Origin of the sequence: Aeromonas sp. CA23, from assembly GCF_002587065.1 — a bacterium.
GTDB lineage: Bacteria > Pseudomonadota > Gammaproteobacteria > Enterobacterales > Aeromonadaceae > Aeromonas > Aeromonas bestiarum.
The window spans coordinates 4,425,735-4,447,412 of record NZ_CP023818.1 but is presented as its reverse complement, the minus strand read 5'-3'; the positions used below and the strand labels follow the sequence as shown (position 1 = coordinate 4,447,412).

Here is a 21,678-nt window from a genome sequence, read left to right as displayed (position 1 = left end):
CTTATGTTTCAACAAGAATTTTGTTTTGCCAGCGACGACTGCGCCAGCGCCAGAACATGGCCAGACCGCGCACCCACTCATCGCAGGCGAGCGCCAACCAGATGCCGACCAGTCCATAACCCTGCATGATACCAAGGAAATAGGCGAGCGGAACGGCAATCCCCCACATGGAGACGAGCGCCATGTAGAGCGGGAAACGGGCATCCCCGGTGGCACGCAGGGCGTTGATCACCACCAGGTTGAAGGTGCGGCCGGGTTCGAGGATGAGGCTGATGAGAAACAGCTGGGCCACCTGGGTGATGATGTCCGGATCGTCGGTGAACAAACTGATGATGGCGCGGCCATTGAGGGCGGCGGCGATGGCGATCAGGGTCGTGACGATGAGGCCGAGCTTGAGGCTCTTCATCAGCTGGTTGTAGGCCTGTTCGAAGCGGCGGGCCCCCGCCAGATGGCCGATGATGATCTCGTTGCCAAGGCCGATGGAGAGGCCGAACAGCAGGATGAACAGGCAGATCTGGAAGAAGTAGGACTGGGTCGCCAGCGCCTTGTCGCCGAGCAGGCCGACGAAGGCGGTGACCACCATGAACTGCAGCATCCAGGAGAGGTTCTCCCCCGCCGCCGGCAGGCCTATGTGCAGCACCTTGTCCAGCATGACCTTGCTGGGGCGGACTATCTCGGGCAAACGCAACTTGATACCTGTCTTGCGCGCCACCAGCCACACCAGCAACACAACGCCGACGATGCGACCCGCCACCGTACTGATGGCGACCCCGGCCACCCCCAGCTGGGGCAGACCGAACCAGCCGTAGAGCAGCAGCAGGTTGCCGACGAAGGTGATGAGGTTGACGGTCAGGGTCACGTACATGGCCTGACGGGTATGGCCGTGGGCACGCAGGGTGGCGGCCAGGCAGAGCGCCGCCGCCTCCGGCAGCAGGCACAGGCCGATGATCTGCAGATAAAGGGTGGCATCGCCCATCAGATGAGCGGGCAGGTTCATCAGGGAGAGCATGGTGCTGGCGCCGGCGAGCACGCCGACCGCGGCCACCAGCCCCACCAGCAGGTTGAAGCCGATGGCGGTGTGGATGACGATGCGCGCCTTCTCCCGATCGCCGGCCCCCAGATACTGGGTGATCACCACGCTGGTGCCTATGCTGACGAAGCTGAACAAGGTGATGGCCAGATCGAACACCTGGTTGCCGACCGCCAGTGCCGCCACGCCCTGATAGGAGACGTGGCCCACCATGAAGGTGTTGAGGGCCCCGGTCAGAAAGTGCAGGGCGAGATCGATAAACAGCGGCCAGGTCAGGGAGAAGAGAGTGCCCGGGCCCGCGTGGGATTGAGTTTGCATGGGGTGTCCAAATACTGGGGATGGCCCTCGTCAGCGCCATCTGGACGGGCATTTAACACCAAGAGTCCGCAGGGTGCAATCCTGCCCTGAGCGGAGAGTGCGCCAGACCCTCCCGGGGAGAGTCCGGCGCCCGATCAGGCCGGGGTGGCGCCTGCCTCCTGCTCAGAGGGGAGCGTGAGCCGCGCCGAGTCCGGCAGCGCATCATCCTGGGGCCAGTGGGAGAGGATGGCGTCCGTGGTGCTCTCCACCACTGTGTCATCCTTGAACACGGGCTCCCGGTAGCAGCGGGTCATGCGCAGCGCCTGATACATATCGGGGCAGAGGATGACCCCCTCGTCGCCCACCCGGATCCCCGCCTGCTTGAGCCACTGGCTCATCTGGCCGTGGCGACCGGCCATCACCATGTGGATGCCGCGCCGTTTCAGATCCTTGTGCAGCTCCCCCACCATGCTCATCACGCTGATGTCCTGATGGGTGAAACAGGCCACCGCATCCACCACCAGGCATTTGGGGTTGTGGGGATCCTGCACCAGCAGCGCCAGCACCCGCCGCTTGAAGTAGGGGGCGTTGAAGTAGGTGAGCGGCGAGTTGAAGCGATAGACCAGGATGCCGGGAATGGCCTTGGCCTGCTCGTTGTCCCCCAGGGTACGCACCACCCCCTCGTCATCCATGCCGAGCAACTGGTCGGTGGGGCGCATCACGTTGCGCAGGAACTGGAACAGCCCCAGCAGCACGGCGAGGGTGATCCCCGGAATGACCCCCATGGCCAGCACGCTGATGAAGGTGATGAGCGCCAGCCAGAAGGCGGCCCGATCCGAGTGGCGCAGCGCCCACAGGCCGCGAAAATCGGTCAGCGACAATGACGCCATCACCAGTACCACGCCGAGGGCGGCCGTGGGTATGTATTGCAGCGGCGCCGTCAGGTAGAAGGTGACCAGAGCGATGGCGGCGGCGGCTATGATGGAGACCAGCTGGCTCTTGCCGCCGTTGGCATCGTTGACCGCGGTGCGCGAATCCGCCCCGCTGATGGCAAAACCCTGGGAGGCGGCCGCCGCCAGGTTGGCCATGCCGAGGGCCCGGAACTCCTTGTCCGCATCGATTTCATAGCCGTTCTTGGCGGCGAAGCTGCGGGCGGTGAGCATCATGGAGACGAAGCTCACCATGGCGAGGTTGAGCGCCGGCAGCACCAGCTCGCGCATCAGACCTGGGGGAAATTCCGGCAACTGGAAGACGGGCATACCCGAGCCGATGGCCCCCAGGGTGGCGATGCCGAACTGGCCGAGATCCAGTCCCCATACCAGGGCCGCCGTCACCACCATGGCCACCATGGAGGATGGCCAGGCCGGCTTGTAGCGCTTGGCCAGCAGCAGGGTGAGCAAGGCGGTCAGGCTCATGGCCAGGGTCGGCAGATGGGTCTGGGTAATGTAGTTGGCACCGCCCGCGATCCGCTCTATGAGGTAGCGCTCGCTGAAGGTGAAGCCGAAGATCTTGGAGAGCTGACCCACCATTATGGTGATGGCCACGCCGTTGAGCAGCCCCATCAGTATGGGGCGGGAGAGAAAGTCGGCCAGCACCCCCAGCTTGAAGCGGCTGGCGATGAGGCACCAGAAGCCGGTCATGGCGGTCATTGTCATCACCAGCTGCCAGTGGCGGGTGGCATCACCGGCGGCGAGCGGGGTAACCACGGCGGCTATCACCGCGCAGGTAGCGGCGTCCGGGCCGACGATCAGCTGGCGGGAGGTGCCAAACAGGGCGTACACCAGCATGGGCAGTATGCAGGAATAGAGGCCGACCAGGGGCCCCACGCCGGCGAGTTCGGCATAGGCGATGGCTACGGGCAGCGCCACGGCCGCCACCGACAGTCCAGCGCGCACATCCGGCATCAGCCAGGCCCGCTGGTATTGCAGCAGGGCGGCGAGGCCCGGTAGCCAGCGTTCGAGTGAGAAGAAGTCGCGCATTATTTAACCCATTGAGTTACAAACAGCTTTTCCCTAGTGTGCCCAAGGTTGCCGAAACATTGCAATCAGGTTATGGCCAGTTCACCACCAGGTCAGGCCACAGCCGTTGCCACTCCTTGGCCTTGACCCGCTCGGTAAAAACCCGGCTCTCCTGCCGGCAGCGCGGGTTGGGATCCACCTGCAGGGACCAGTTGGGGGCAAAGCCGTAGGGGGTCAGCCACTCGAACTCGCCGTCTGGCCGCAACCTGACCCCGATGCAGGTGGGCACTTCCACCCAGTGACTGAGGGCCTCCAGACTGCTGACAAAGGGGGGAACCCGCTGGCGCTGGTGCATGCGGGCCTGATTGCGCACTTCCCAGCGCTGGCCAGGCACCCTGGCGGCCAGCCAGGCCTCGTGATCTGCTTCGCTCAGCCCTTGCGGATCAGCGAGATCCAGATAGATGAGATCGATATCGTTGAGCGGGGTAGGGACTGATTTACAGTGCAGATGATCCCAGATGAGGTTGCGGATAAAGCCGGCCCCCAGCGCCCAGTCGGGCAGCGCCAGCTCGCGCACTGCCTGCAGGCAGGCCATGCGCTGGCCATCGGCCCGCAGCAGGATTTCGGTCTGCGCTTGCAGGCGCGCCTCTTGCGTACTCTGACGCGTCTGTGCGTCAACCTGCATTGCGGCGCAGCCAGACGTCTATGTAGCTGCAGCTGGGCACTATGGTGAGCCCCTCCGCCTGGGTCCAGCTGTAGAAGGTGCGTGCCAGCTGATCGGCGATGCCTTGTACCCTGAGCTCCGGCGGGACGAAGGTGCTGTAGGCGTCTATGGTCTTGGCATCGAGCCGCCGGTAACGCAGCCTGGACTCCTTGCCGTCCACCACGCAGATGAATTGTTGCTGGTTGGCCTGATGAATGATCTCGCTCATGCTTGCTCCTCGGTACGGGGAATGGGGTTATCTGACCACGTTGGCAGCCCTTTGCCAACTGCACGGGCTCGCTTACACTGCGAGCCCGACCGGGTGCATACCCGCTAGCCAAGGTATAGAACAGTTAACAGAGGATGGATCCCATTATGGCCTTCGCCACGCTGGAAGATCTGATTGGCAATACACCCCTGCTGGCGCTGCGCCGCATCAATCCCTGGCCAGAGGTCACCCTGCTGGTGAAGCTGGAGGGCAACAATCCCGCCGGTTCGGTCAAGGACAGGCCGGCGCTGAACCTCATCAAGAGCGCCGAAGCGAGCGGTCGCTTGCTGCCGGGAGCCCGGCTCATCGAGGCCACCTCCGGCAACACCGGCATAGCACTGGCCATGGTGGCGGCGGCGCGGGGCTACCGGATGCGGCTCATCATGCCGCGCACCATGAGCCAGGAGCGGCGCGATGCCATGCAGGCCTATGGCGCCGAGCTGGTGCTGGTGGAGAACGGCATGGAAGAGGCGCGGGATCTGGCGCTGGCCATGGAGGTACGCGGGGAGGGACTGGTGCTCGATCAGTTCAACAACCCGGCCAACCCGGATGCCCACTATCAATCGACCGGCCCCGAGATCTGGCGCCAGAGCGAGGGGGCGGTCACTCACTTCGTCTCGGCCATGGGCACCACTGGCACCATAATGGGGGTCTCCCGTTATCTGAAGGAGCAGAACCCGGCGGTGCAGGTGATAGGTCTGCAACCGGCAGAGGGGAGCCAGATCCCTGGCATTCGCCGCTGGTCCGCGGCCTACCTGCCCGCCATTTTCGAGCCACAAAGGGTCGATCGGGTGCTGGACGTGACCCAGCAGGAGGCGCTGCTCATGATGCGCCGGCTGGCGCGGGAGGAGGGGATCTGCTGCGGGGTCAGCTCCGGTGGCGCCGTGGCCGGTGCCCTGCGGGTGGCGGCAGAGATCAAGCAGGGGGTGGTGGTGGTCATCATCTGTGATCGGGGGGATCGTTACCTCTCCACCGGGGTCTTTACGCCGGTTCCGGCAGAGCCTACCTGAGTGCGTTGGTCAGTAACATGATAGTTATCAGTAAGTTGCTGACAAACAGCTCTATGTACCCTTTGTAACAATCAACAGCTTTCGCAAGGTTGAATCCCTTTGTCTCCTGTTTGACACTCGGCGCCCTCTCGTCACCGATGCAAACAGGAGCGTCACATGATCTTGCCTTACTCCCTGAGTGTTTCTCTCATTGGCCTGGCCCTGGCGGGCTGCACCGTCGAACCCTATGCCTACCAGTGCGGCGACAAGCACTGCGCCGTCATCGATCACAAGGGGGAGAAACATGAGCGGCCGCTGGACGAGATGAAACCCGTCTGGGAGCGCAACCAGGAGCGGGAAGAGGCCATTCGTCGCAACAAGGAGTCCATCTGGCGCGAGAAGACGCCGGAGGGAAGGGACAACTATGGCGCCGGTGCCACCATCAGCTGGTAGCAAGCGGCCCCGCCATGCGGGGCCTAGCTAACCGGGCTATTCCTATTCCCAGGCCAGCTCCAGCAGGCCGAGCAGCTGGGTCCGGTCGGCATCCTTGCGGTTGTAGAGCAGGGCGCCGTCGTTGATGGCGAGATCCCGGATCTCGGGCAGCAGGGCCTTGTCGGTGACGCCGGCCTCGCGCAGGGTGCGCGGCAGCTTCACCGCCTGCCACAGGGTATCGCGCAGGGCGCACAGGGCCTGGATGCTGGCCTGTGCCCGCTCTGCGACCGGGGTCGCCGCGAAGTGCTCGGCGCCGACCAGGGGCAGCAGCAGGCGAGCCAGCTCCTCATCTATGCCCGGCCGGTTGTAGTCGAGCACGGTCGGCAGGAAGAGGTTCATGCACAGACCGTGGGGCAGGTGACAGCGGGCCCCCAGGCTGTGGCCGAGGGCGTGCACCAGCCCCACCATGGAGTTGGAAAACGCCATGCCCGCCAGGGTGGATCCTTCCGCCAGTTGCAGCCGCAGGCGCTTGTCCTGCGGGTTGTTCAGCACCTGGGGCAGGGCACTGGCGATCTTCTCCACCGCCATCAGGGCCAGGGCGTCGCTGACCGGGTTCTTGGCGTTGCCGATGAAGGCCTCGATGGCGTGGGTCATGGCATCCATGGCGGTGGCGGCCGTGATGTTGAGGGGCAAGCCCTGGGTGAGGCGCGGATCCAGCACCGCCAGCTGGGGCAGCAGGAAGGGGGAGGTGAAGGGCACCTTGCGCCCGCTCGCCTCATCCTTGATCACCGCCACCAGCGTCACCTCGGATCCCGTGCCCGCCGTGGTGGGCACCACAGCCAGCGGCTGCAGGGGTCTGGTCAGACAGCCTGCGCCGGCATAATCCAGCAGCCGCGTCCCTCCCATGGAGGCGAGGATGTTGACCGCCTTGGCGGTGTCGATGACGGAGCCGCCGCCAAGCGCCACCAGGCTGTCGCATTTGAGCTCCCGATAGCGGGCCGCGATCCGCTCCACCACGGCGGTGGAGGAGTCGGCCGGGATCTCGTCCCAGATGTCGGCGACCGGCAGCTCCCCCTCGGCCAGTACATTGGCCAGCAGGGTGGCGAGTCCGGTGCCGCTGACCCCCTTGTCGGTGAGCAGCAGCGGGCGGCGCGCGCCCAATCCGGCCAGCTCGCCCGCGAGCTGCTCCAGTGCCTGTTCGCCCGCCATCAGCTTGACCGGGCAGAAAAAATCGTAATAGCGACTCATGGTGCTCATCCTCTTGTTCAGCCGGTCAACAGACCCAGGTAGATGTGGCAGGCACGCGCCAGCTTGCGGCGCGGGTCAGAATAGTGGCGCAGCAGTGGCCGCGCGATGAAGGCGGGCAGGATCAGGGCCTGCAGCTGTTCCAGCGCCCGTACCAGGTGCATGGCGACGGTGAGATCCCCCTCCACCAGCAAGCGGTTTTCGCTGAATGCCTGATTGACCCCGAGCCGAAAGCTGAGGGCGCGAAATGCGATGCCCGGATGCTTGAAACGCACTCGCAACGGGTGCAGATCGCCGCTGGTATGGGTCGGTGCACCGCACTGCCAGCGGCCTGCCGCCTTGTGGATGATCAGCGCCTGGCTGAGGCCCGCCACCTCCAGCCGTATGGTGAGGCCGTCGGGCAGGGGGGCGAGTTCTTGTCGCACCGCCTCATCGACCCGGGCGGCGCGGCACAGGGTGCGCCCTATGACCCAGAGTAGGGTGGCTATCCAGAGACGGCGGCCAAGGGCCGCCAGGGATTCAAGCGTCCGGTTTTGCATGAGGGTTCACTCCCGAGATGGCGGACCAGAACAGGGCGAAGGCACTGGCTTGCCAGTGAGCGTCCCGTCCCAGTTCAGGTTGGTCGACAAACAGGGAGGCGCAGGCCAGAAACTGGCTCTGGCACACCTCCAGCATCAGGGCCGGCGGGGCTTGCATCAGGGCTCCGCTGGCCTGGCCCAGGCTCAGCAGGCGCGGCAGAAAGCGCAGGGTATCGCTCAGGATCTGGCTGCGCAGGGGGCGCGCCAGCAGGGGGGAGTGGAAGAACCCCAGCACGAACTTGAGCTCGTTGGGATGGGCCAGCATCCACTGCATCGCCTGCTGCCAGTAATGGCTGGCCTGCTCGCGCAGGGGCAGGGCGGCATCCGCCTCCGTGATGGCCGCGCCGAGCCGCAGTTTGACATCCTGATAGAGGCACTGGATCAGCACCTCCTTGCTGGGGAAGTGGTGAAACAGGGTGCCGTTGGCCACCCCCGCCGCCTTGGCGATGCGGGCGGTGGCGGCGCCTTGCAGCCCATCTTCGGCGCACAGGGCGAGGGCGGCATCCAGGATCTGGCGGCGCTTGTCTGTCATGGGTTTGTGCATGCAGGTCTCCGGCGCCCGTCAGCGCAAAAACAGCGCCATCATCAGCCGCTGGTGCCAGCGCCGATAAGGGGGGTGAACCAGGGAGCCTGTGCTGAACCTGCCACGGCTCAACACGGTTTTCGCCTTGGAGAAGGTGAGAAAGCCTTCGTGACCGTGGTAGTGGCCCATGCCGGAGGCGCCGATGCCGCCAAACGGCACGTCATCGGCCGCCACCTGGAACAGGCTCTCGTTGATGGCCATGCCGCCTGAGTGGGTCTCCCGGGTCACTCTGGCCTGCAGAGCCGGATCCAGGCTCATCAGATAGAAGGCGAGGGGGCGCGGGCGGGCGGCTATGTAGGCGAGTGCCTCGTCCAGGCTGTCGTAGGGCACCAGCGGCAACAGGGGGCCGAAGATCTCCTGCTGCATCAGCTGGCAGTGGTTGGGCACGTCGGTCAGCAGGTGGGGCACCAGCCGGTGGGCGACGTCGTCCCGGGCCGGGCTGCCGCAGGGGTGCACCTGGGCACCGGCCTGCTCGGCCTCGGCCAGCCAGCCGGTGAGCCGCTCATACTGGCGCCCGTTGATGATGGAGCCGTAATCCGGGCTCCCCAGCCCCTGGGGATAGAGGCGGGCGAAGTGGTTGCGGTAGGCCTCGATGAAGGCCTGCTCCTGGCCTCGTGGCAGCAGCACATAGTCGGGGGCCACGCAGATCTGGCCGGCGTTGAGGCTCTTGCCGAAGATCATCCGCTCCACCGCGAGCGCTATGGGCATGTCGGGGGCGATGAGGCAGGGACTCTTGCCACCGAGCTCCAGGGTGAGCGGGGTGAGCTGGGGGGCGGCGGCGGCCATCACCAGCTTGCCCACCGCGGTCGAGCCGGTAAACAGCAAATGATCGAACGGCAGGGCGCTGAAGGCGGCTGCCACCTGGGCATCCCCCTCGACCACTGTGACCTCATCCTCATCGAACACCTGGTCCAGCAAGGTGCGCAGCACGGCGTTGGTGTGAGGGGTGAATTCGGAGAGTTTGAGCATGGCCCGGTTGCCGGCGGCGATGGCGCTGATGAGGGGCCCCAGGCTCAGCATCACGGGGAAGTTCCACGGCACTATGATGCCGACCACCCCGAGCGGTTGATAGAACACCTCGACCCTGGCCGGGGCCAGCAGAAGCCCGGTGTGGCGGCGGTGCGGGCGCATCCAGCGCTTGATCCGGCGCTGGGTGTAGTTGATCTGCATGACGCTGGGGAGTATGTCGGCGATCAGGCTGTCGTAATCGCTGCGCTGGCCATAATCCCGGGCCAGGGCGTCACACAACGGCTGCTTGTGGGCCAGCAGGGCACGCTTGAGCTGGCTCAGGTGGGCTCTGCGTTCGCTCAGACCCGGCATGGGATTGGCCTGACAGGCCTGCCTGAGCCGGGCCAGTTTGCCCGGTAGCGACAGCTTGTCTGTGGTGGTCTCCTGCAACTGAACCGCTTCCATGGCATACCTCGCGCGTTAATTGACCGACTGATTGGTCGGTCTAAATCTAGCGGCTTGTTAATCGGCTGTAAAGTTTTGCCATCTGGCTTAGCATAGGGTCGCGGATGACTCACCTGTGAACTGTGCGACCCACCACAGTTTCGAGATTTGGTGGTTGGTGACTTATCCAATTAGGGGTGGTTTTTGGCCATCAACCTACAAGGAGTGAGCGACATGACCAGGGAACTGAACAGCTTGTTGGCCCGGCTTGATGATGTGGTCGAGCGGATGCCGGATTGCTTCAACACCTATGAATTTGCCCAGAAGCTGGCGCTGCAACACCAGCGCGAGTTCTTTGCCGCGGGTCACTCTCTGGCCGAGCAGGAGGGACGCTTGCTGCGGGTGCTGCATCAGAAGATTGCCGAGGCGCTGGCCAGCAGCGATGCGGTGATCGAGGGGGCCTTGTTGCCATGCGTCACCCCCTGGGGCGAGAAGGCCACCTCGCCGCGCTGGCATCGCAAGCACTGAGTCGGCAAACAGATAATGAGAAAGGCCCGTCACGGGCCTTTCTCATTTCTCATGGTGAGCGGGGCTCACTGCGTCAGACGACGCGCCTGCCAGTAGCGGCTGTTCCAGTAGACATTGTCGAGGCGCGAGCGGATCACTCCCTTGCTGGTGGAGGCGTGGATGAACTCCCCGGCCCCGGTGTAGACACCGACGTGGTACTGCTGCCAGCCGGTCTTGAAGAAGACCAGATCGCCGTGCTGCAAGCGGTAGCGATCGACCGGCGTGCCCAGGCTGGCCTGGGATTCAGTGGTTCTGGGCAGGTTGAAGCCGAGCACCTGCTGGTAGGCAAGCTGGGTGAAGGCGGAGCAGTCGAGCCCGGCCCGGCTGGCACCGCCCATGCGATAGGGCACGCCGCGCCATTGCTGGTAGAAGCCGTCGAAGGCACTGCTCTGACGGGGCGGCGGCGGTTCGGGCGTGCTGGAACAGGCAGCCAGCAACAGGGCCAGCAGGGGCAGCAGTAACTTGCAATGCATGGGGGCTCCTTCGACTCGACGACCCGCTCATCATAAACGGGGTTTGGGGCTCGAACATAGCCTTGTTGGCAATAAACCGCGCCTGAGCGCCCGGAAAAGACATGGGCCGAGTGACGTCATATTATCGGTTGTATTCATTTGAATAATATTTGGCGGCTATCTTGAATGAGCATTTCAATATTAACGTAATTATTCTATTCAAGTTTGAATGATTTTATCATTAACTTTATTGACGCCGTCGTGTGATCTGTGTCACGTTATTATTTCAGGCTAATTCGTTATGATGAAACCCTATTACAGCAGGCCGCTAGACAGGCAACCCCCGTCACCAATATGGTGGCAGCAAGTTAGATATATATGGGTATATTCCCGCAACTGGTTCACATAATAATATTCGGTCAATGACTGGCGTTGGCTGACAATATCACCAGACAGAGGAGGGCCACCCCATGATATCGAGCCCATAGCAGTGAGTGTTTCCTCGCGGCAGAATGCCCAAGGCATCAGGCTCCGCTTCATCGTTCAGGCCGATGAACAGGGACGCGAGGCTAAAGACAGGTGTCACCCGCATCCAAAATGGGCAGCGCTATCAGAGCGCGATAACCGTGTAATAGCATCGGCGAGCGCCGAATCTTCCACCTTAGACTGCACCGCAGTCCTTGTTTTGTCATATGAAATACCCGCCATGAATACGCTGTTAATTCACAGCGAGAAAAATGGTTGGCATTGAGCGGCAAGCAAGCAGAATAACACCGAAATATAACCATCAATAATAGGGCTATGCTGTTCCGCCTCATGGTGGAAATAGTCTGGTGTGATTCGACAAGGAGCTAACAATGAAAAACAAAAAACCACGCAAATTCATCACTCAGGCTCCCACTCTCAGTCTGCTCGCGCTGGCCTTGCTGGCAGGCAGCGTGCATGCCGAAGACATAGGCGAGCGTACCGATCAGGGCACCGCCATGCTGGCCAGCCTGCAATCGGAGCAGGGACTTGTCTACCTCAATGCCGGCGTCTGGCTGGATGAGCAGCAGGCCGCCAGGGGGCTGACCCCTGATCAACTGCGCGAGCGCGTGCTGGGGCAGGGGGAGCGCGTCTTCATCGACTTCAGCGCCATCACTGACAAGGGCGAGCAGCAACAGGCCAGAAAGGCCATGGAGCAGCTGGCCGGCATTTCGTTCGATGCCGACTGGGTGCTGGTCTCCGCTTACAAGGGCGCGCTGCTGTTTACCCCGCTGGGGGGCGTCGATGATCCGGCCTTCTATCAGGTGATGGAGCGGGTCGAGAGTCTTACGGGGCAGGGCAAACGCCACAAACGCTCCCTGACCCAGCCGGCCACCGCCGAAGCCGGCTTGCCGCACGTGGCCTTCTACCTCAACGTCAATCGCAAGATCAGCGATGCCGAGTGTACCTTCCCGCGCTCGCGCACCTGGGATCGGGGGGATCGGCTGTTCTGTGACTCACCGAACATCTCGCTGGTCTATCGGGTGAACCTGGAGCGCTCCCTGCAATTTGGCAACACGGGCTCCGCCACGCCGGATGCCAAGATAGTGCGGATCTCGCTGGATGAGGAGTCGGCCGGTGCCGGCATCCAGCTCAACGAAGATCTCACCTGGAGCGAGAACTTTGCCGGCTACACCCTGCTCGACGGCTGGGCGCGGGACTATGCCACCGACGCCATCGCCCAGGACTACCGCTTCACCATCGAAGCCTCCAACGCCAAGGCGGCCGTGCTCAAGAGCCTGCCCACCAACCTCAACAGCAAGTATGAGCATCGCGAGATCTCCGGCTTCGAGGTGGGGGTGACCGGCGGGGTCGAGGTGAACAAGGATGGGCCCAAGGCCAAGCTGGAGGCCTCGGCCAAGTTCAGCCAGCAGCGCCAGCTCGCCTACAACACCCAGGACTATCGGGTCGAACGCTCGGCTCCCAGCGCCCAGAAGGTGAGTTTCAGCTGGGTGCGGGATCAATACGCGACGGCGGAGTCTCTGCTCTCGTCCAAGACGGCCACCGTCTGGGGCATGGGGTACGATGTGGATCACAATCGCATCCAGCCGCTGAGCTACAAGGGCTTCGTGCCGAATCTGGACGTCATCTACAAGGCGGCGCCCAACGAGCAGGGCAGCACCGAGTTCAAGATTGACTCCTCGGTCAACATCCGCCCCATCTACACCGGCATCTACAAGCACTATTACGTGGTGGGCGCCCATGTCTCCTTCCAGGGCTTCGAGGATGTCGACAAGCGCAGACGGGTGACCGCCTCCACCAGCTTCAAGGTGGACTGGAACCACCCGGTGTTTACCGGCGGTCGCCCGGTCAACCTGCAGCTGGGCGGCTTTGACAACCGTTGCCTGAGCGCCGATGCCCAGCAAGGCGTGAGCGCCGTGACCTGTGACGAGAGCTCGGCCGCCCAGTCCTTCATCTATGACCAGTACGGCCGCTATGTCAGTGCGCTGGATACCCGTCACTGCCTGGATGGCAACAACCTGGGCCAGTTGCAGAGCTGCAGCCTGAGCCTGGGACAACGCTGGGAGTGGAAAGCGGAGAGTGATGCACTCAGCAACCTGAGCGCCCATCAGCTGCTGGGCCACAACAAGCAGAGCGGGGCGCTGGCGCTCTATGACGAGAATGGCCAGCCTGGTGACGTCAGCCTGCGTACCCTGACCTCCTACACCCAGATCTTCGGGCCACCGACCGGCAGCTGATCTAGTGTCAGAGTCTTGATCAATGAAAACGCCGGCAAGTTGCCGGCGTTTTCATTGAGGTCAGTCTAAGTTCAGGCCTTGGGTTCGATCAGCGGGGTGAGCAGCTCGGCCAGCTTGTAGAAGGTCTGTACCCGAGTGGTGCTGGGACGCCACACCAGGCCTATCTCGCGGTACGGCTTCTCGCCCGGCAGGGGGATGGCCACCAGATCCGTGTTGTCGAGGATGCCGGCATCTATGGCCATCTGCGGCAGGAAGGTGGTGCCAAGCCCGGCGCCGACCATCTGTACCAGGGTGTGCAGGCTGGTGGCGGCGAACGGGTTGATCTTGCTTTTGTCCCGCAACCGGCAGGCGCTGACCGCATGCTCGGTGAGGCAGTGCTCCCGCTCCAGCAGGAAGATGCTCTGATTGGGCAGCTCCTTGTAGTCGAACGGGGTGTGCAGACCGGCCGCCATGCTGGCGGGCATCACCATGTGGAAGGGGTCCTGGCCGACCATCTTGCAGTGGAAGCCGCCGATCTCCACCGGCAGCGCCAGGATCAGCAAGTCGAGCTGACCCTGCTCCAGCTGCTTGAGCAGGTTGGTGGTAGTGTCTTCACGCAGCAACAATTCCAGCTCAGGATAGGCCTTGCCACATACCTGCAGCAGCTTGCTGAGCAGGAAGGGGGCTATGGTGGGGATGCAGCCGAGCCGCACAGTACCGTGCATGACACCGCCCTGATGCTGGCCGAGTTCCATCAGATCCCGGGCATCCGAGAGCAAATTGCGAGCCCGCTCGACGATTTCCATGCCGACCGGGGTCATAATGAAGCTCTTGTGGTCCCGCTCCACCAGTTGCAGGTTCATCATGTCTTCCAGCGTCTGGATCCCGGTACTCAGGGTGGACTGGCTGACATGACAGGCCTTGGCGGCGCGATTGAAGTTCTTGTGCTCGTCGAGAGCGACCAGATATTGCAGCTGTTTCAGGCTGGGCCAACGTTGCATAGGAAAACCCGATTAATGCTATCTATTTAATTTGATTTAACTAATCTACCACCGGGTCTATAGTTTGTCGCTTGAATTAGACGGACTTGGCTCTAGGTAGCCCAATCCTGACAGGATTGTTCACTTCACATAAAGAGGAATTGAATATGGTATTGGTAGGCCGTCCCGCACCCGATTTCACCGCTGCTGCCGTTCTGGGCAATGGCCAGATCGTTGACACCTTCAACCTGGCATCCCACATCAAAGGCAAGGCAGCCGTCCTGTTCTTCTATCCGCTCGATTTCACCTTCGTCTGCCCGTCCGAGCTGATTGCCTTCGATCACCGCCTGGAAGAGTTCAACAAGCGTGGCGTGGAAGTGATCGGTGTCTCCATCGACTCCGAGTTCTCCCACAACGCCTGGCGCAACACCAAGATCGAAGACGGCGGCATCGGCCCGGTCAAGTACCCGCTGGTTGCCGACATCAAGCACGAGATCTGCAAAGCCTATGACGTCGAGCACCCGGAAGCCGGTGTGGCGTTCCGTGGCTCCTTCCTGATCGACAGCCACGGCGTGGTTCGTCACCAGGTCGTGAACGATCTGCCGCTGGGTCGCAACATCGACGAGATGCTGCGCATGGTCGACGCCCTGCAATTCCACGAAGAGCACGGCGAAGTGTGCCCGGCTCAGTGGGAGAAAGGCAAAAAAGGCATGACCGCCTCTCCGGATGGCGTTGCCAAGTATCTGTCCGAGAACGCCGCTTCCCTGTAATAAGGTCTGCGTACCGGATACTGAAAAACCGATGCCAAGGCATCGGTTTTTTTATGTCTTTTTTTGCGCCGGATCTCGTCACCCGGCCAAATGCCAGCCATAAAAAAGCGCGCCCAGAGGCGCGCTTTTGCTAGTCAGGCCGTCAGGCTATTCGTCGAAGATACCGAAGTGATCCTTGGCGAAGTTGACCCGCTGCTCCACGTTCATCTTCACCTGGCCCAGCTTCTCTATGGTCTTGAGATTGGGCACCAGGCCGCGACCGTTGGCGATCTGGATGGCGAGGCCCGGCCGGGCGTTGAGCTCCAGCAGCATGGGGCCGCGGAACTTGTCCAGCACCATGTCTGTGCCTATGTAGCCGAGGCCGGACATCTCGTAGCAGGAGGCCGCCAGGGTCAGCAGGGTATCCCAGTGGGGCACCTTGAGTTCGTACAGATCGAGGCCGGTATCCGGGTGATGACGCAGCGGATTGCCAAACTGCACCGCCCGCAGTGCCCGACCGGTGCGCAGGCACAGGCCCACGCCCACGGCGCCCTGGTGCAGGTTCGCCTTGCCGTCGGAGGCAGCGGTGGAGAGGCGCATCATGGCCATCACAGGGAAGCCCTTGAAGATGATCACCCGGGCATCGGGCACCCCTTCGAACGAGTAGCCATCGAAGACGTCATCGAAGTTGATGAGGCCTTCCACCAGCGCCACGTCGGGCTTGCCGCCCAGCGAGTAGAGCCCGGCCAGTATGTTGGAGACATGGCGCTCCAGATCCTGACCATTGCTGGCGCTGCCGTTTGGCTTGTAGAAGAGACCCTCTTCCTGGCGCAGGATCACCAGGATCCCCTTGCCGCCCGAACCGCGCGCCGGCTTGATGCAGAAACCCGGCCAATCCTTGACCAGCTGGGTGATGCGGGTCACGTCATGCTGTTCGCGGATGGTGCCGATCAATTCCGGCACAGTCACCCCCGCATCCAGCGCGATGCGCTTGGTCTGCAGCTTGTCATCCACCAGCGGGTAGAGGCTGCGCGGGTTGTAGCGGCTGATGTAGGAGTGGTTGCGTTTGTTCATGCCGAGGATGCCTGCCTGGGACAGGCTCCACGGACTGGTGTATTTTTCCCAGAACCACATCTGTTACTTGTCCTTACCCGGGGTGGCGCCAGACTTGATCTCGTTCACCAGCGGTTTGAAACGCTTGAGCTCGCTCAGCTTGTAGCCGGTGTAGTTACCCAGCAGCAGCACGGTCGCCATCAGCACAAGTTGCAGGCCGAGGAAGTTGAAGGTCAGGTGACGGATCAGCTCGTTGTCCATGGCCAGGTAAGCGATGACCGCCACCAGCAGGGAACCACCGCCCTGACGGACGACCTCTTTCGGACCCTCTTCTTCCCACAGAATGGACATCCGCTCTATGGTCCAGGAGAGGATGATCATCGGGAAGAAGGTGATCTTCATGCCGTCGGTCAGCCCCAGCTTGAAGGCGAACGCGGAGAAGATGCCGATCATCGAGATCACCATGATGATGATCGCCGATATTCGGGCCACCAGCAGCAAGTTGAGCCGCGACAGGTAGGAACGGATGATGAGACCCGTGCCGACGATCAGCAGGAAGCCGATCAGACCCGTGATGAGGGAGGTCTGGATGAAGGCGACCGCGATCAGCACAGGCATGAAGGTGCCCGAGGTCTTGATACCGACTATGACCCGCAGGAACACCACCATCAGCACGCCGATGGGGATCAGCAGCAAGCCCTTGAACAGCGCCTGCTCTTCCAGCGGCAGACTGTGGATGGAGAAGTTCATCATCTCTGATTTTTCGAACTTCTGCGCCAGCGCCACGTTCACCGGTTGCTCCTGCTCGATCATCGAGAAGGTCACCTTGGAGTTGTGGCCGCCGGTCACGTCCAGCAGGGCGCCTGAGTTGTATTCCCACAGCAGCAGGTTGGCAGGGCGACCCTGTTCACCGGTTTGCGGGTTGAACAGCTTGTAGTCGGTCGGGCTGTTGAACACCTGCAGGTAATCCACCAGCTCCTGGCGACGACGGCCGTCTTCCAGGCTCAGGGCATGGACGACCCGGGCCGGGACGTCAGCGTTGCTCAGCAGCTCGGCGATCAGGTTGGCGCGACTCTTGTGAGACTTCAGCAGCTCGGCGTTCTGCTCCTGCTTCTCGATCTCCTTGATGATCTCGCGGGTCAGGGTGTAGCCGTCGGCGGAGCGCTCCTGCGCCCGCTCGGAGATCTGCTTCATCGCGGTGGCGTAAGGCTCGCTCTCGATCTGCTTCTCGATGACGGGGGGCTGGGCCAGCGCCGCCGGTTTGGCGTGCTCGTCAGCCATCATGTCGACGCGATAGTAGAGTTCCTGCCGGCCGGAGGCGGTGCGAATGGACCACTCGGCACGGGCATCGCCATCTTTCTCGACAAACGACAGGCCATAGCCCGGGCTCGCGGCGTTCTCGTTCATCAGGGTGAAACCGGGCTGGGTGCCCGGAATGGCCAGGGAGGCGATCACAGGCTCGCCGGTGGCTTCAAATTCCAGCTTGGCCTCGATGGACCAGATCTGGCGTTTTTCACCCGGCGTCAGCGGCACGTCCAACGCTATGTGGTGATAAAACGTCATCCCCAGGCCGACAATGTACAGCAGGGCGACCAGCAAATAGAACGGCTTACGGGAAACCATGGATTATTTCACATCCTTGAGCTTGGGTTTTGGTTGGATATATTCGCGGGCCACATCAACCACGGCGATGTCTTTCAAAAATTCGCGACCCAGCAGCACGGGGAAGGTCATGTCGCTGCGGTCTTTCAGGGTAAATTCAGCTTTTTCTGTCATGTCGCCGATCCGCACAGCCAGACGCACCACGGGACGACGGTCGAGATCGTCGGCGGACGCCTGACGCACCCGCACGTGACGCACCAGCGGCGCTTCGATCTGGATCTTGTCATCCATCTCCTGGTGGCTCAGGAAGAAGCGCACCCAGTTTTTGCCGTTGCGCTCGAAGATGGTGATGTCCTGGGCGCTGATGGAGGAGGTGGTGGCACCGGTATCGACCCGCGCCTGGAAGGCGTCATTGGCGGCGTCTACCCAGATCCACTCGGCTTCACCGACCAGCAGTTTGCCGTCGACCGTGTGGCCCTGGCTTGGTGCCTGGCACTTCTCGGTCGGGATCGCCATGGGCTTGGGCGGCTCTGGCGGCAAGGATTCGAGCTTGCTGTCGACTTTTTTCACGGACTCTTTCATGTTGTTGACATCAGTGTTGAGCTGAACCAGCAGGTGCTGTTGCTGCACGTACTGCTTCTGTTGCTGTTCCATGGATGTTTGCAGACGTTGCTCGCTCAGATTGATCTCGGTGCGAAGCTCGGCCAGCGTCAAGGTAGGTACCGGGGGCGCTTTCTCCATACTGACACACCCGCCGAGACTGAGCAGGGAGAGCAGGGTCATTCCTTTTAATTTGCTTTTCATGTCATTCATTTAACTGTGCTTCCTGGAATTGGGTCAGTGTAACTTCCACAGGCGCCATCGGCTAGTCTTTGGCCTTTCTGGCAATCAGTACGGCACGTTTCGGCGCCGGGTGTCCTTCCACCGTGAGCGCTGGATCTTGAGGGTCCAGGTAATCGCTCAGGGATTCATTTATCATCCAGTCGGTACGACGCTGTTCGTCGGTGCTGGTCATATTCTCGTCTACTATCCGCACGTCGGTGAAGCCGCAGCGCTCGACCCAGAGCTTGAGGGCCGCGCTCGAGGGGATGAACCAGACGTTGCGCATCTTGCCGTAACGGTCGGTGGGCACCAGCACGTCGTTGACCCCGCCATCGATCACCAGGGTTTCCAGCACCAGCTCGCCGTCATCTTTGAGCTGGTTGCGCAGCTGCTCTATGTGCTCGATGGGGGACTTGCGGTGATAGAGCACCCCCATGGAGAAGACGGTGTCAAAGGCGCGCAGCGCCGGCAGCTCCTGAATGCCGAGCGGCAACAGGTGGGCGCGCTGGTCGCCGCCGAGAAAGTGGCGGATGGCCTCGAACTGGCAGAGAAACAGCGGGCTCGGGTCTATGCCGACCGCGAGTTTGGCGCCTTCCCCCACCATGCGCCAGAGGTGATAGCCGCTGCCGCAGCCCACATCCAGCACATAGCGACCGGCCAGCGGACTGATATGGGGCACTACCCGATCCCACTTCCAGTCGGAGCGCCATTCGGTGTCGATGTGGATGCCGTGTACAGTAAACGGGCCCTTGCGCCAGGGCATGAAGTGGCGCAGCAGGCTCTCGACCTTCTTGCGCTCCCCCTCGCTCAGGCTCTCGGCATGGCCGATCTCGACCCCATGTTGCAGCTCTATGGAGCCGGGCGCGACCGTGGGCAGCTTGTTGAGGGCACGATTCCAGCGCGGCAGATCCCCGTGCTGGTTGTCATGCTGCCAGGCGTGCAACTGGGCTGGCAGGGTATGCAGCCAGTGGCTCAGCCGGTTTTTGGCGATCAGTTGATAAAAATTGGCAAAGTCGATCATGGCTTAGTTGGCGTCGCTGGATTTGATGGCAATCATGGAACCGAAGTTGAAGCACTGGAACCAGAGATCCTGGTGAACGAAACCGGCGTCCCGCAGGCGGGCTCTGTGTATCTCCAGGCTGTCGGTGCGCATCACGTTCTCGAGGGCGTTGCGCTTCTGGCTTATCTCCAGCTCGCTGTAGCCATTGGCCCGCTTGAAATCCAGGTGCAGATCGATGAGCAGCTCGTTGACCGGCGCATCCTCGAAGCGGAACTTCTCGCTCAGGATCAGGATGCCGCCCGGGCGCAGCCCATCAAAGATGCGCTGGATCAGGGTCATCCGCTTTTCGGGGTCCACGAACTGCAAAGTGAAGTTGAGCACCACCACGGAGGCGTTCTCGATTTCGACGTCGCAGATGTCCGCTTCCACCAACTCCACCGGCACCTCGGATTTGAAGCCGGAGAGGTGGGCGCGGGCGCGCTCTATCATCGGATGGGAGAGATCCACCGCCGTGATGGCGCAACCCGGCTGGGTCACGTGGCGACGCATGGCCTGGGTGGCGGCACCCAGCGAACAGCCGAGGTCATAGAGCCGGCTCTCGGGCTGGGCGTAGCGGGCGGCCATCATGCCGATGGCGGAGATGATGTTGCTGTAACCCGGCACCGAGCGCTGGATCATGTCGGGGAAGACGTCGACGACCTGTTCGTCAAAGCAAAAGTCCCCCAATCGGGCGATGGGGGCGGCAAAAATCTGGTCTTTGGTATGCATGCTGGCGCAACCTGACAGCCGGTATATGAACCGACTGTTTGTTCAATTGAGTCGTTGGGTGACACCCTTCAGGGTTGTTTTATCACCGGTTTACGAACGGGGTGGCTGGCCGTGAGATCCTTCGGGCCGGCCCTGTTCGCAATGGGCCATCATCCGGGCCCTTGATCCGGAGCCGCGTTGTCTGTTGCAACGAATTGCAGTGGTCAACGGCAGGCCCCTTATTCGGAGCCGTGCTGTCTGTTGCAATGAATTGCAGTGGTCAACGAAGGCCCCTTGCTTGGGGCGCTAGTGTAGAGGATTGATGGGCGTTTGTCTTGACGCCGAGCCCCGTCCAGCCACAAAAAAGCGGCTTTTTTTACGCATGCCCGATAGCCTGTGAAATGGCTGACTAAAAGCGCAGCACGCCCTGGCGCGCGCGATCGTTTTCCCCCGGCCAGGGGGCCATCTCCTGCCCCAACAGGCGGGTTATCTGGCGGGCCAGTTCGGGTGACTGGGCATTGTCAGCGGTATGTATAAAGAGGTAGAGATCCTTCCCCTCCGCCAGCCACTGACGCCAGTGGGGCAACCAGCTGGGCAGGAAGGGGTGATTGGCGGCCGGATCCGGCAGACCGATGAGCCGTACCACGGGGGCGCTGGCGGTGGCCAGCAGATGCACCGGCAGTCTGGGCTTCTTGCCCTGGGCATCTATCATGGCGGCCGTGGTGGCCGGCACAGAGAACAGCGGCCGGCTGTCGAGCATGATGCGGTTGATGCCTTTTTCCATCAGCATACGGTTCAGGCTGCGCTCCGCCTCGCCCTTGGCGAAGAAATCGGGGTGGCGCACTTCGAGGGCATAGCGAAACTGTGTCGGCAGCCGGTTGAAGAATTCAGCGAGACGGGGAAGGCCGCTCGGGCCGAAGCGGGCGGGCAGTTGCAGCTTGAGCAGTCCCAGCTTGTCATGCAAGGGTTCCAGCAGGCGGATAAAGTCGCTCACCTGTTTGTCGGCGCTCACCAGATCGCTCTGATGGCTGATGGTCTGCGGAAACTTGAAGCTGAAGCGAAAGTGGGCGGGCACCGCATCGGCCCAGCGTAGCACCGTTTCCGGGGGCGGCGAGGCGTAGAAGGTGGTGTTGCCTTCTACCGTGTTGAACACCCGGGCGTAGTGGGCGAGGTGCTCGGCGGGTTTGGCCCCCACGCCCAATAATTGACCGGGCCAGGCCGGGTGTGACCATTGTGGCAGGCCCAAAAAGAGGCTCATGACGGATCCTGTCTGCGGGTTTATCTCGTTTTGCGCCCATTTTTTGCCTTGAGATGTAAAAAACAGGGCAAAGGGGGCTGCTGGCCATTTTACCCAAATGGGGGTTTTCCTCTATAATGCCAGCCCTTTTGTTTGCCAATTTGTTGTGACTCACGCCGCTGTGCGCATATTGTGGCGACGGTAGCGGCCATGAATTGGCCAAACAACGACGCTTTCCGATGCCCTCTGACCGACTGCCCGGCCGCTTGCCAGCCGCCTCTGGTCGAGCCGA

21 protein-coding genes are annotated in these 21,678 nt (G+C 62.1%); 5 read left to right on the top strand and 16 right to left on the bottom strand.

Annotated features, from left to right (window positions below):
* Nucleotide 1: 1 nt before the first annotated feature.
* The 4 genes from CK910_RS20475 to CK910_RS20460 form a co-directional block, all read right to left on the bottom strand.
* A complete protein-coding gene (locus CK910_RS20475; protein ID WP_043141015.1) occupies nucleotides 2-1,348 on the bottom strand; it encodes an MATE family efflux transporter in 1,347 nt (448 codons plus the stop codon).
* 134 nt (nucleotides 1,349-1,482) lie between these two features.
* The gene (locus tag CK910_RS20470; RefSeq protein ID WP_098984520.1) at nucleotides 1,483-3,306 is read right to left on the bottom strand and encodes a SulP family inorganic anion transporter; all 1,824 of its coding nucleotides are present in this window, start codon (nucleotides 3,304-3,306) and stop codon (nucleotides 1,483-1,485) included.
* A gap of 70 nt (nucleotides 3,307-3,376) precedes the next feature.
* Nucleotides 3,377-3,970, bottom strand: a complete 594-nt coding sequence (locus tag CK910_RS20465; protein WP_098984519.1) for a nucleotidyltransferase family protein — start codon at nucleotides 3,968-3,970, stop codon at nucleotides 3,377-3,379.
* Nucleotides 3,960-4,217: a GNAT family N-acetyltransferase gene (locus CK910_RS20460; RefSeq protein ID WP_011705401.1), complete on the bottom strand. Its 258-nt coding sequence runs from the start codon at nucleotides 4,215-4,217 to the stop codon at nucleotides 3,960-3,962. The genes CK910_RS20465 and CK910_RS20460 overlap by 11 nt, the downstream gene beginning before the upstream one ends.
* A gap of 134 nt (nucleotides 4,218-4,351) precedes the next feature.
* On the opposite strand from CK910_RS20460, the gene cysM reads away from it, so the two are divergent.
* The gene (gene cysM / locus CK910_RS20455) at nucleotides 4,352-5,266 is read left to right on the top strand and encodes a cysteine synthase CysM (protein WP_098984518.1); all 915 of its coding nucleotides are present in this window, start codon (nucleotides 4,352-4,354) and stop codon (nucleotides 5,264-5,266) included.
* Nucleotides 5,267-5,422: 156 nt separating this feature from the next.
* Complete coding sequence (locus CK910_RS20450; protein ID WP_098984517.1) at nucleotides 5,423-5,698, top strand: hypothetical protein; 276 nt, start codon at nucleotides 5,423-5,425, stop codon at nucleotides 5,696-5,698.
* A 42-nt stretch (nucleotides 5,699-5,740) separates the two neighbouring features.
* Here CK910_RS20450 and CK910_RS20445 read toward each other — a convergent pair whose 3' ends face one another.
* Genes CK910_RS20445 through CK910_RS20430 form a run of 4 tightly spaced genes read right to left on the bottom strand, consistent with a single transcriptional unit; the run spans nucleotide 5,741 to nucleotide 9,496 of the window.
* Nucleotides 5,741-6,925 carry an iron-containing alcohol dehydrogenase gene (locus CK910_RS20445; protein ID WP_098984516.1) on the bottom strand — a complete coding sequence of 395 codons (1,185 nt, stop codon included), beginning with the start codon at nucleotides 6,923-6,925 and terminating at the stop codon, nucleotides 5,741-5,743.
* Between the two features lie 17 nt (nucleotides 6,926-6,942).
* Complete coding sequence (locus tag CK910_RS20440) at nucleotides 6,943-7,461, bottom strand: SCP2 sterol-binding domain-containing protein (protein ID WP_098984515.1); 519 nt, start codon at nucleotides 7,459-7,461, stop codon at nucleotides 6,943-6,945.
* Nucleotides 7,442-8,044 (bottom strand): TetR/AcrR family transcriptional regulator, encoded by a 603-nt coding sequence (locus CK910_RS20435; protein WP_043141031.1) that lies wholly within the window; start codon nucleotides 8,042-8,044, stop codon nucleotides 7,442-7,444. The genes CK910_RS20440 and CK910_RS20435 overlap by 20 nt, the downstream gene beginning before the upstream one ends.
* A gap of 18 nt (nucleotides 8,045-8,062) precedes the next feature.
* A complete protein-coding gene (locus tag CK910_RS20430) occupies nucleotides 8,063-9,496 on the bottom strand; it encodes a coniferyl aldehyde dehydrogenase (protein WP_043141034.1) in 1,434 nt (477 codons plus the stop codon).
* Nucleotides 9,497-9,709: 213 nt separating this feature from the next.
* On the opposite strand from CK910_RS20430, the gene CK910_RS20425 reads away from it, so the two are divergent.
* Nucleotides 9,710-10,003 (top strand): hypothetical protein, encoded by a 294-nt coding sequence (locus CK910_RS20425; protein WP_098984514.1) that lies wholly within the window; start codon nucleotides 9,710-9,712, stop codon nucleotides 10,001-10,003.
* A gap of 65 nt (nucleotides 10,004-10,068) precedes the next feature.
* Here the strand turns inward: CK910_RS20425 and CK910_RS20420 are convergent, their stop codons facing one another.
* The gene (locus tag CK910_RS20420; protein WP_042872518.1) at nucleotides 10,069-10,515 is read right to left on the bottom strand and encodes a C40 family peptidase; all 447 of its coding nucleotides are present in this window, start codon (nucleotides 10,513-10,515) and stop codon (nucleotides 10,069-10,071) included.
* An 836-nt stretch (nucleotides 10,516-11,351) separates the two neighbouring features.
* Here CK910_RS20420 and ahh1 point away from each other — a divergent pair.
* Nucleotides 11,352-13,217 (top strand): hemolysin Ahh1, encoded by a 1,866-nt coding sequence (gene ahh1 / locus CK910_RS20415; RefSeq protein WP_098984513.1) that lies wholly within the window; start codon nucleotides 11,352-11,354, stop codon nucleotides 13,215-13,217.
* Between the two features lie 71 nt (nucleotides 13,218-13,288).
* On the opposite strand, the gene CK910_RS20410 is transcribed toward ahh1, so the two are convergent.
* Complete coding sequence (locus tag CK910_RS20410) at nucleotides 13,289-14,197, bottom strand: hydrogen peroxide-inducible genes activator (RefSeq protein ID WP_043141650.1); 909 nt, start codon at nucleotides 14,195-14,197, stop codon at nucleotides 13,289-13,291.
* A gap of 146 nt (nucleotides 14,198-14,343) precedes the next feature.
* On the opposite strand from CK910_RS20410, the gene CK910_RS20405 reads away from it, so the two are divergent.
* Entirely contained in the window at nucleotides 14,344-14,946 is a 603-nt protein-coding gene (locus CK910_RS20405) for a peroxiredoxin C (protein ID WP_042872512.1), read from the top strand.
* Between the two features lie 147 nt (nucleotides 14,947-15,093).
* Here CK910_RS20405 and CK910_RS20400 read toward each other — a convergent pair whose 3' ends face one another.
* The 6 genes from CK910_RS20400 to CK910_RS20375 form a co-directional block, all read right to left on the bottom strand.
* Nucleotides 15,094-16,059, bottom strand: a complete 966-nt coding sequence (locus CK910_RS20400; RefSeq protein ID WP_043141648.1) for an alpha-L-glutamate ligase-like protein — start codon at nucleotides 16,057-16,059, stop codon at nucleotides 15,094-15,096.
* Nucleotides 16,060-16,062: 3 nt separating this feature from the next.
* Entirely contained in the window at nucleotides 16,063-17,601 is a 1,539-nt protein-coding gene (locus CK910_RS20395; protein WP_043141646.1) for an inactive transglutaminase family protein, read from the bottom strand.
* Between the two features lie 3 nt (nucleotides 17,602-17,604).
* Complete coding sequence (locus tag CK910_RS20390) at nucleotides 17,605-18,393, bottom strand: ATP-dependent zinc protease family protein (RefSeq protein WP_043141644.1); 789 nt, start codon at nucleotides 18,391-18,393, stop codon at nucleotides 17,605-17,607.
* 52 nt (nucleotides 18,394-18,445) lie between these two features.
* Nucleotides 18,446-19,423, bottom strand: coding sequence for a tRNA 5-methoxyuridine(34)/uridine 5-oxyacetic acid(34) synthase CmoB (cmoB, locus tag CK910_RS20385; protein WP_098984512.1), 978 nt, complete (start codon nucleotides 19,421-19,423; stop codon nucleotides 18,446-18,448).
* Nucleotides 19,424-19,426: 3 nt separating this feature from the next.
* Nucleotides 19,427-20,170 (bottom strand): carboxy-S-adenosyl-L-methionine synthase CmoA, encoded by a 744-nt coding sequence (gene cmoA, locus CK910_RS20380; protein ID WP_098984511.1) that lies wholly within the window; start codon nucleotides 20,168-20,170, stop codon nucleotides 19,427-19,429.
* 388 nt (nucleotides 20,171-20,558) lie between these two features.
* Complete coding sequence (locus CK910_RS20375) at nucleotides 20,559-21,407, bottom strand: DUF72 domain-containing protein (protein ID WP_098984510.1); 849 nt, start codon at nucleotides 21,405-21,407, stop codon at nucleotides 20,559-20,561.
* Nucleotides 21,408-21,678: the final 271 nt, after the last annotated feature.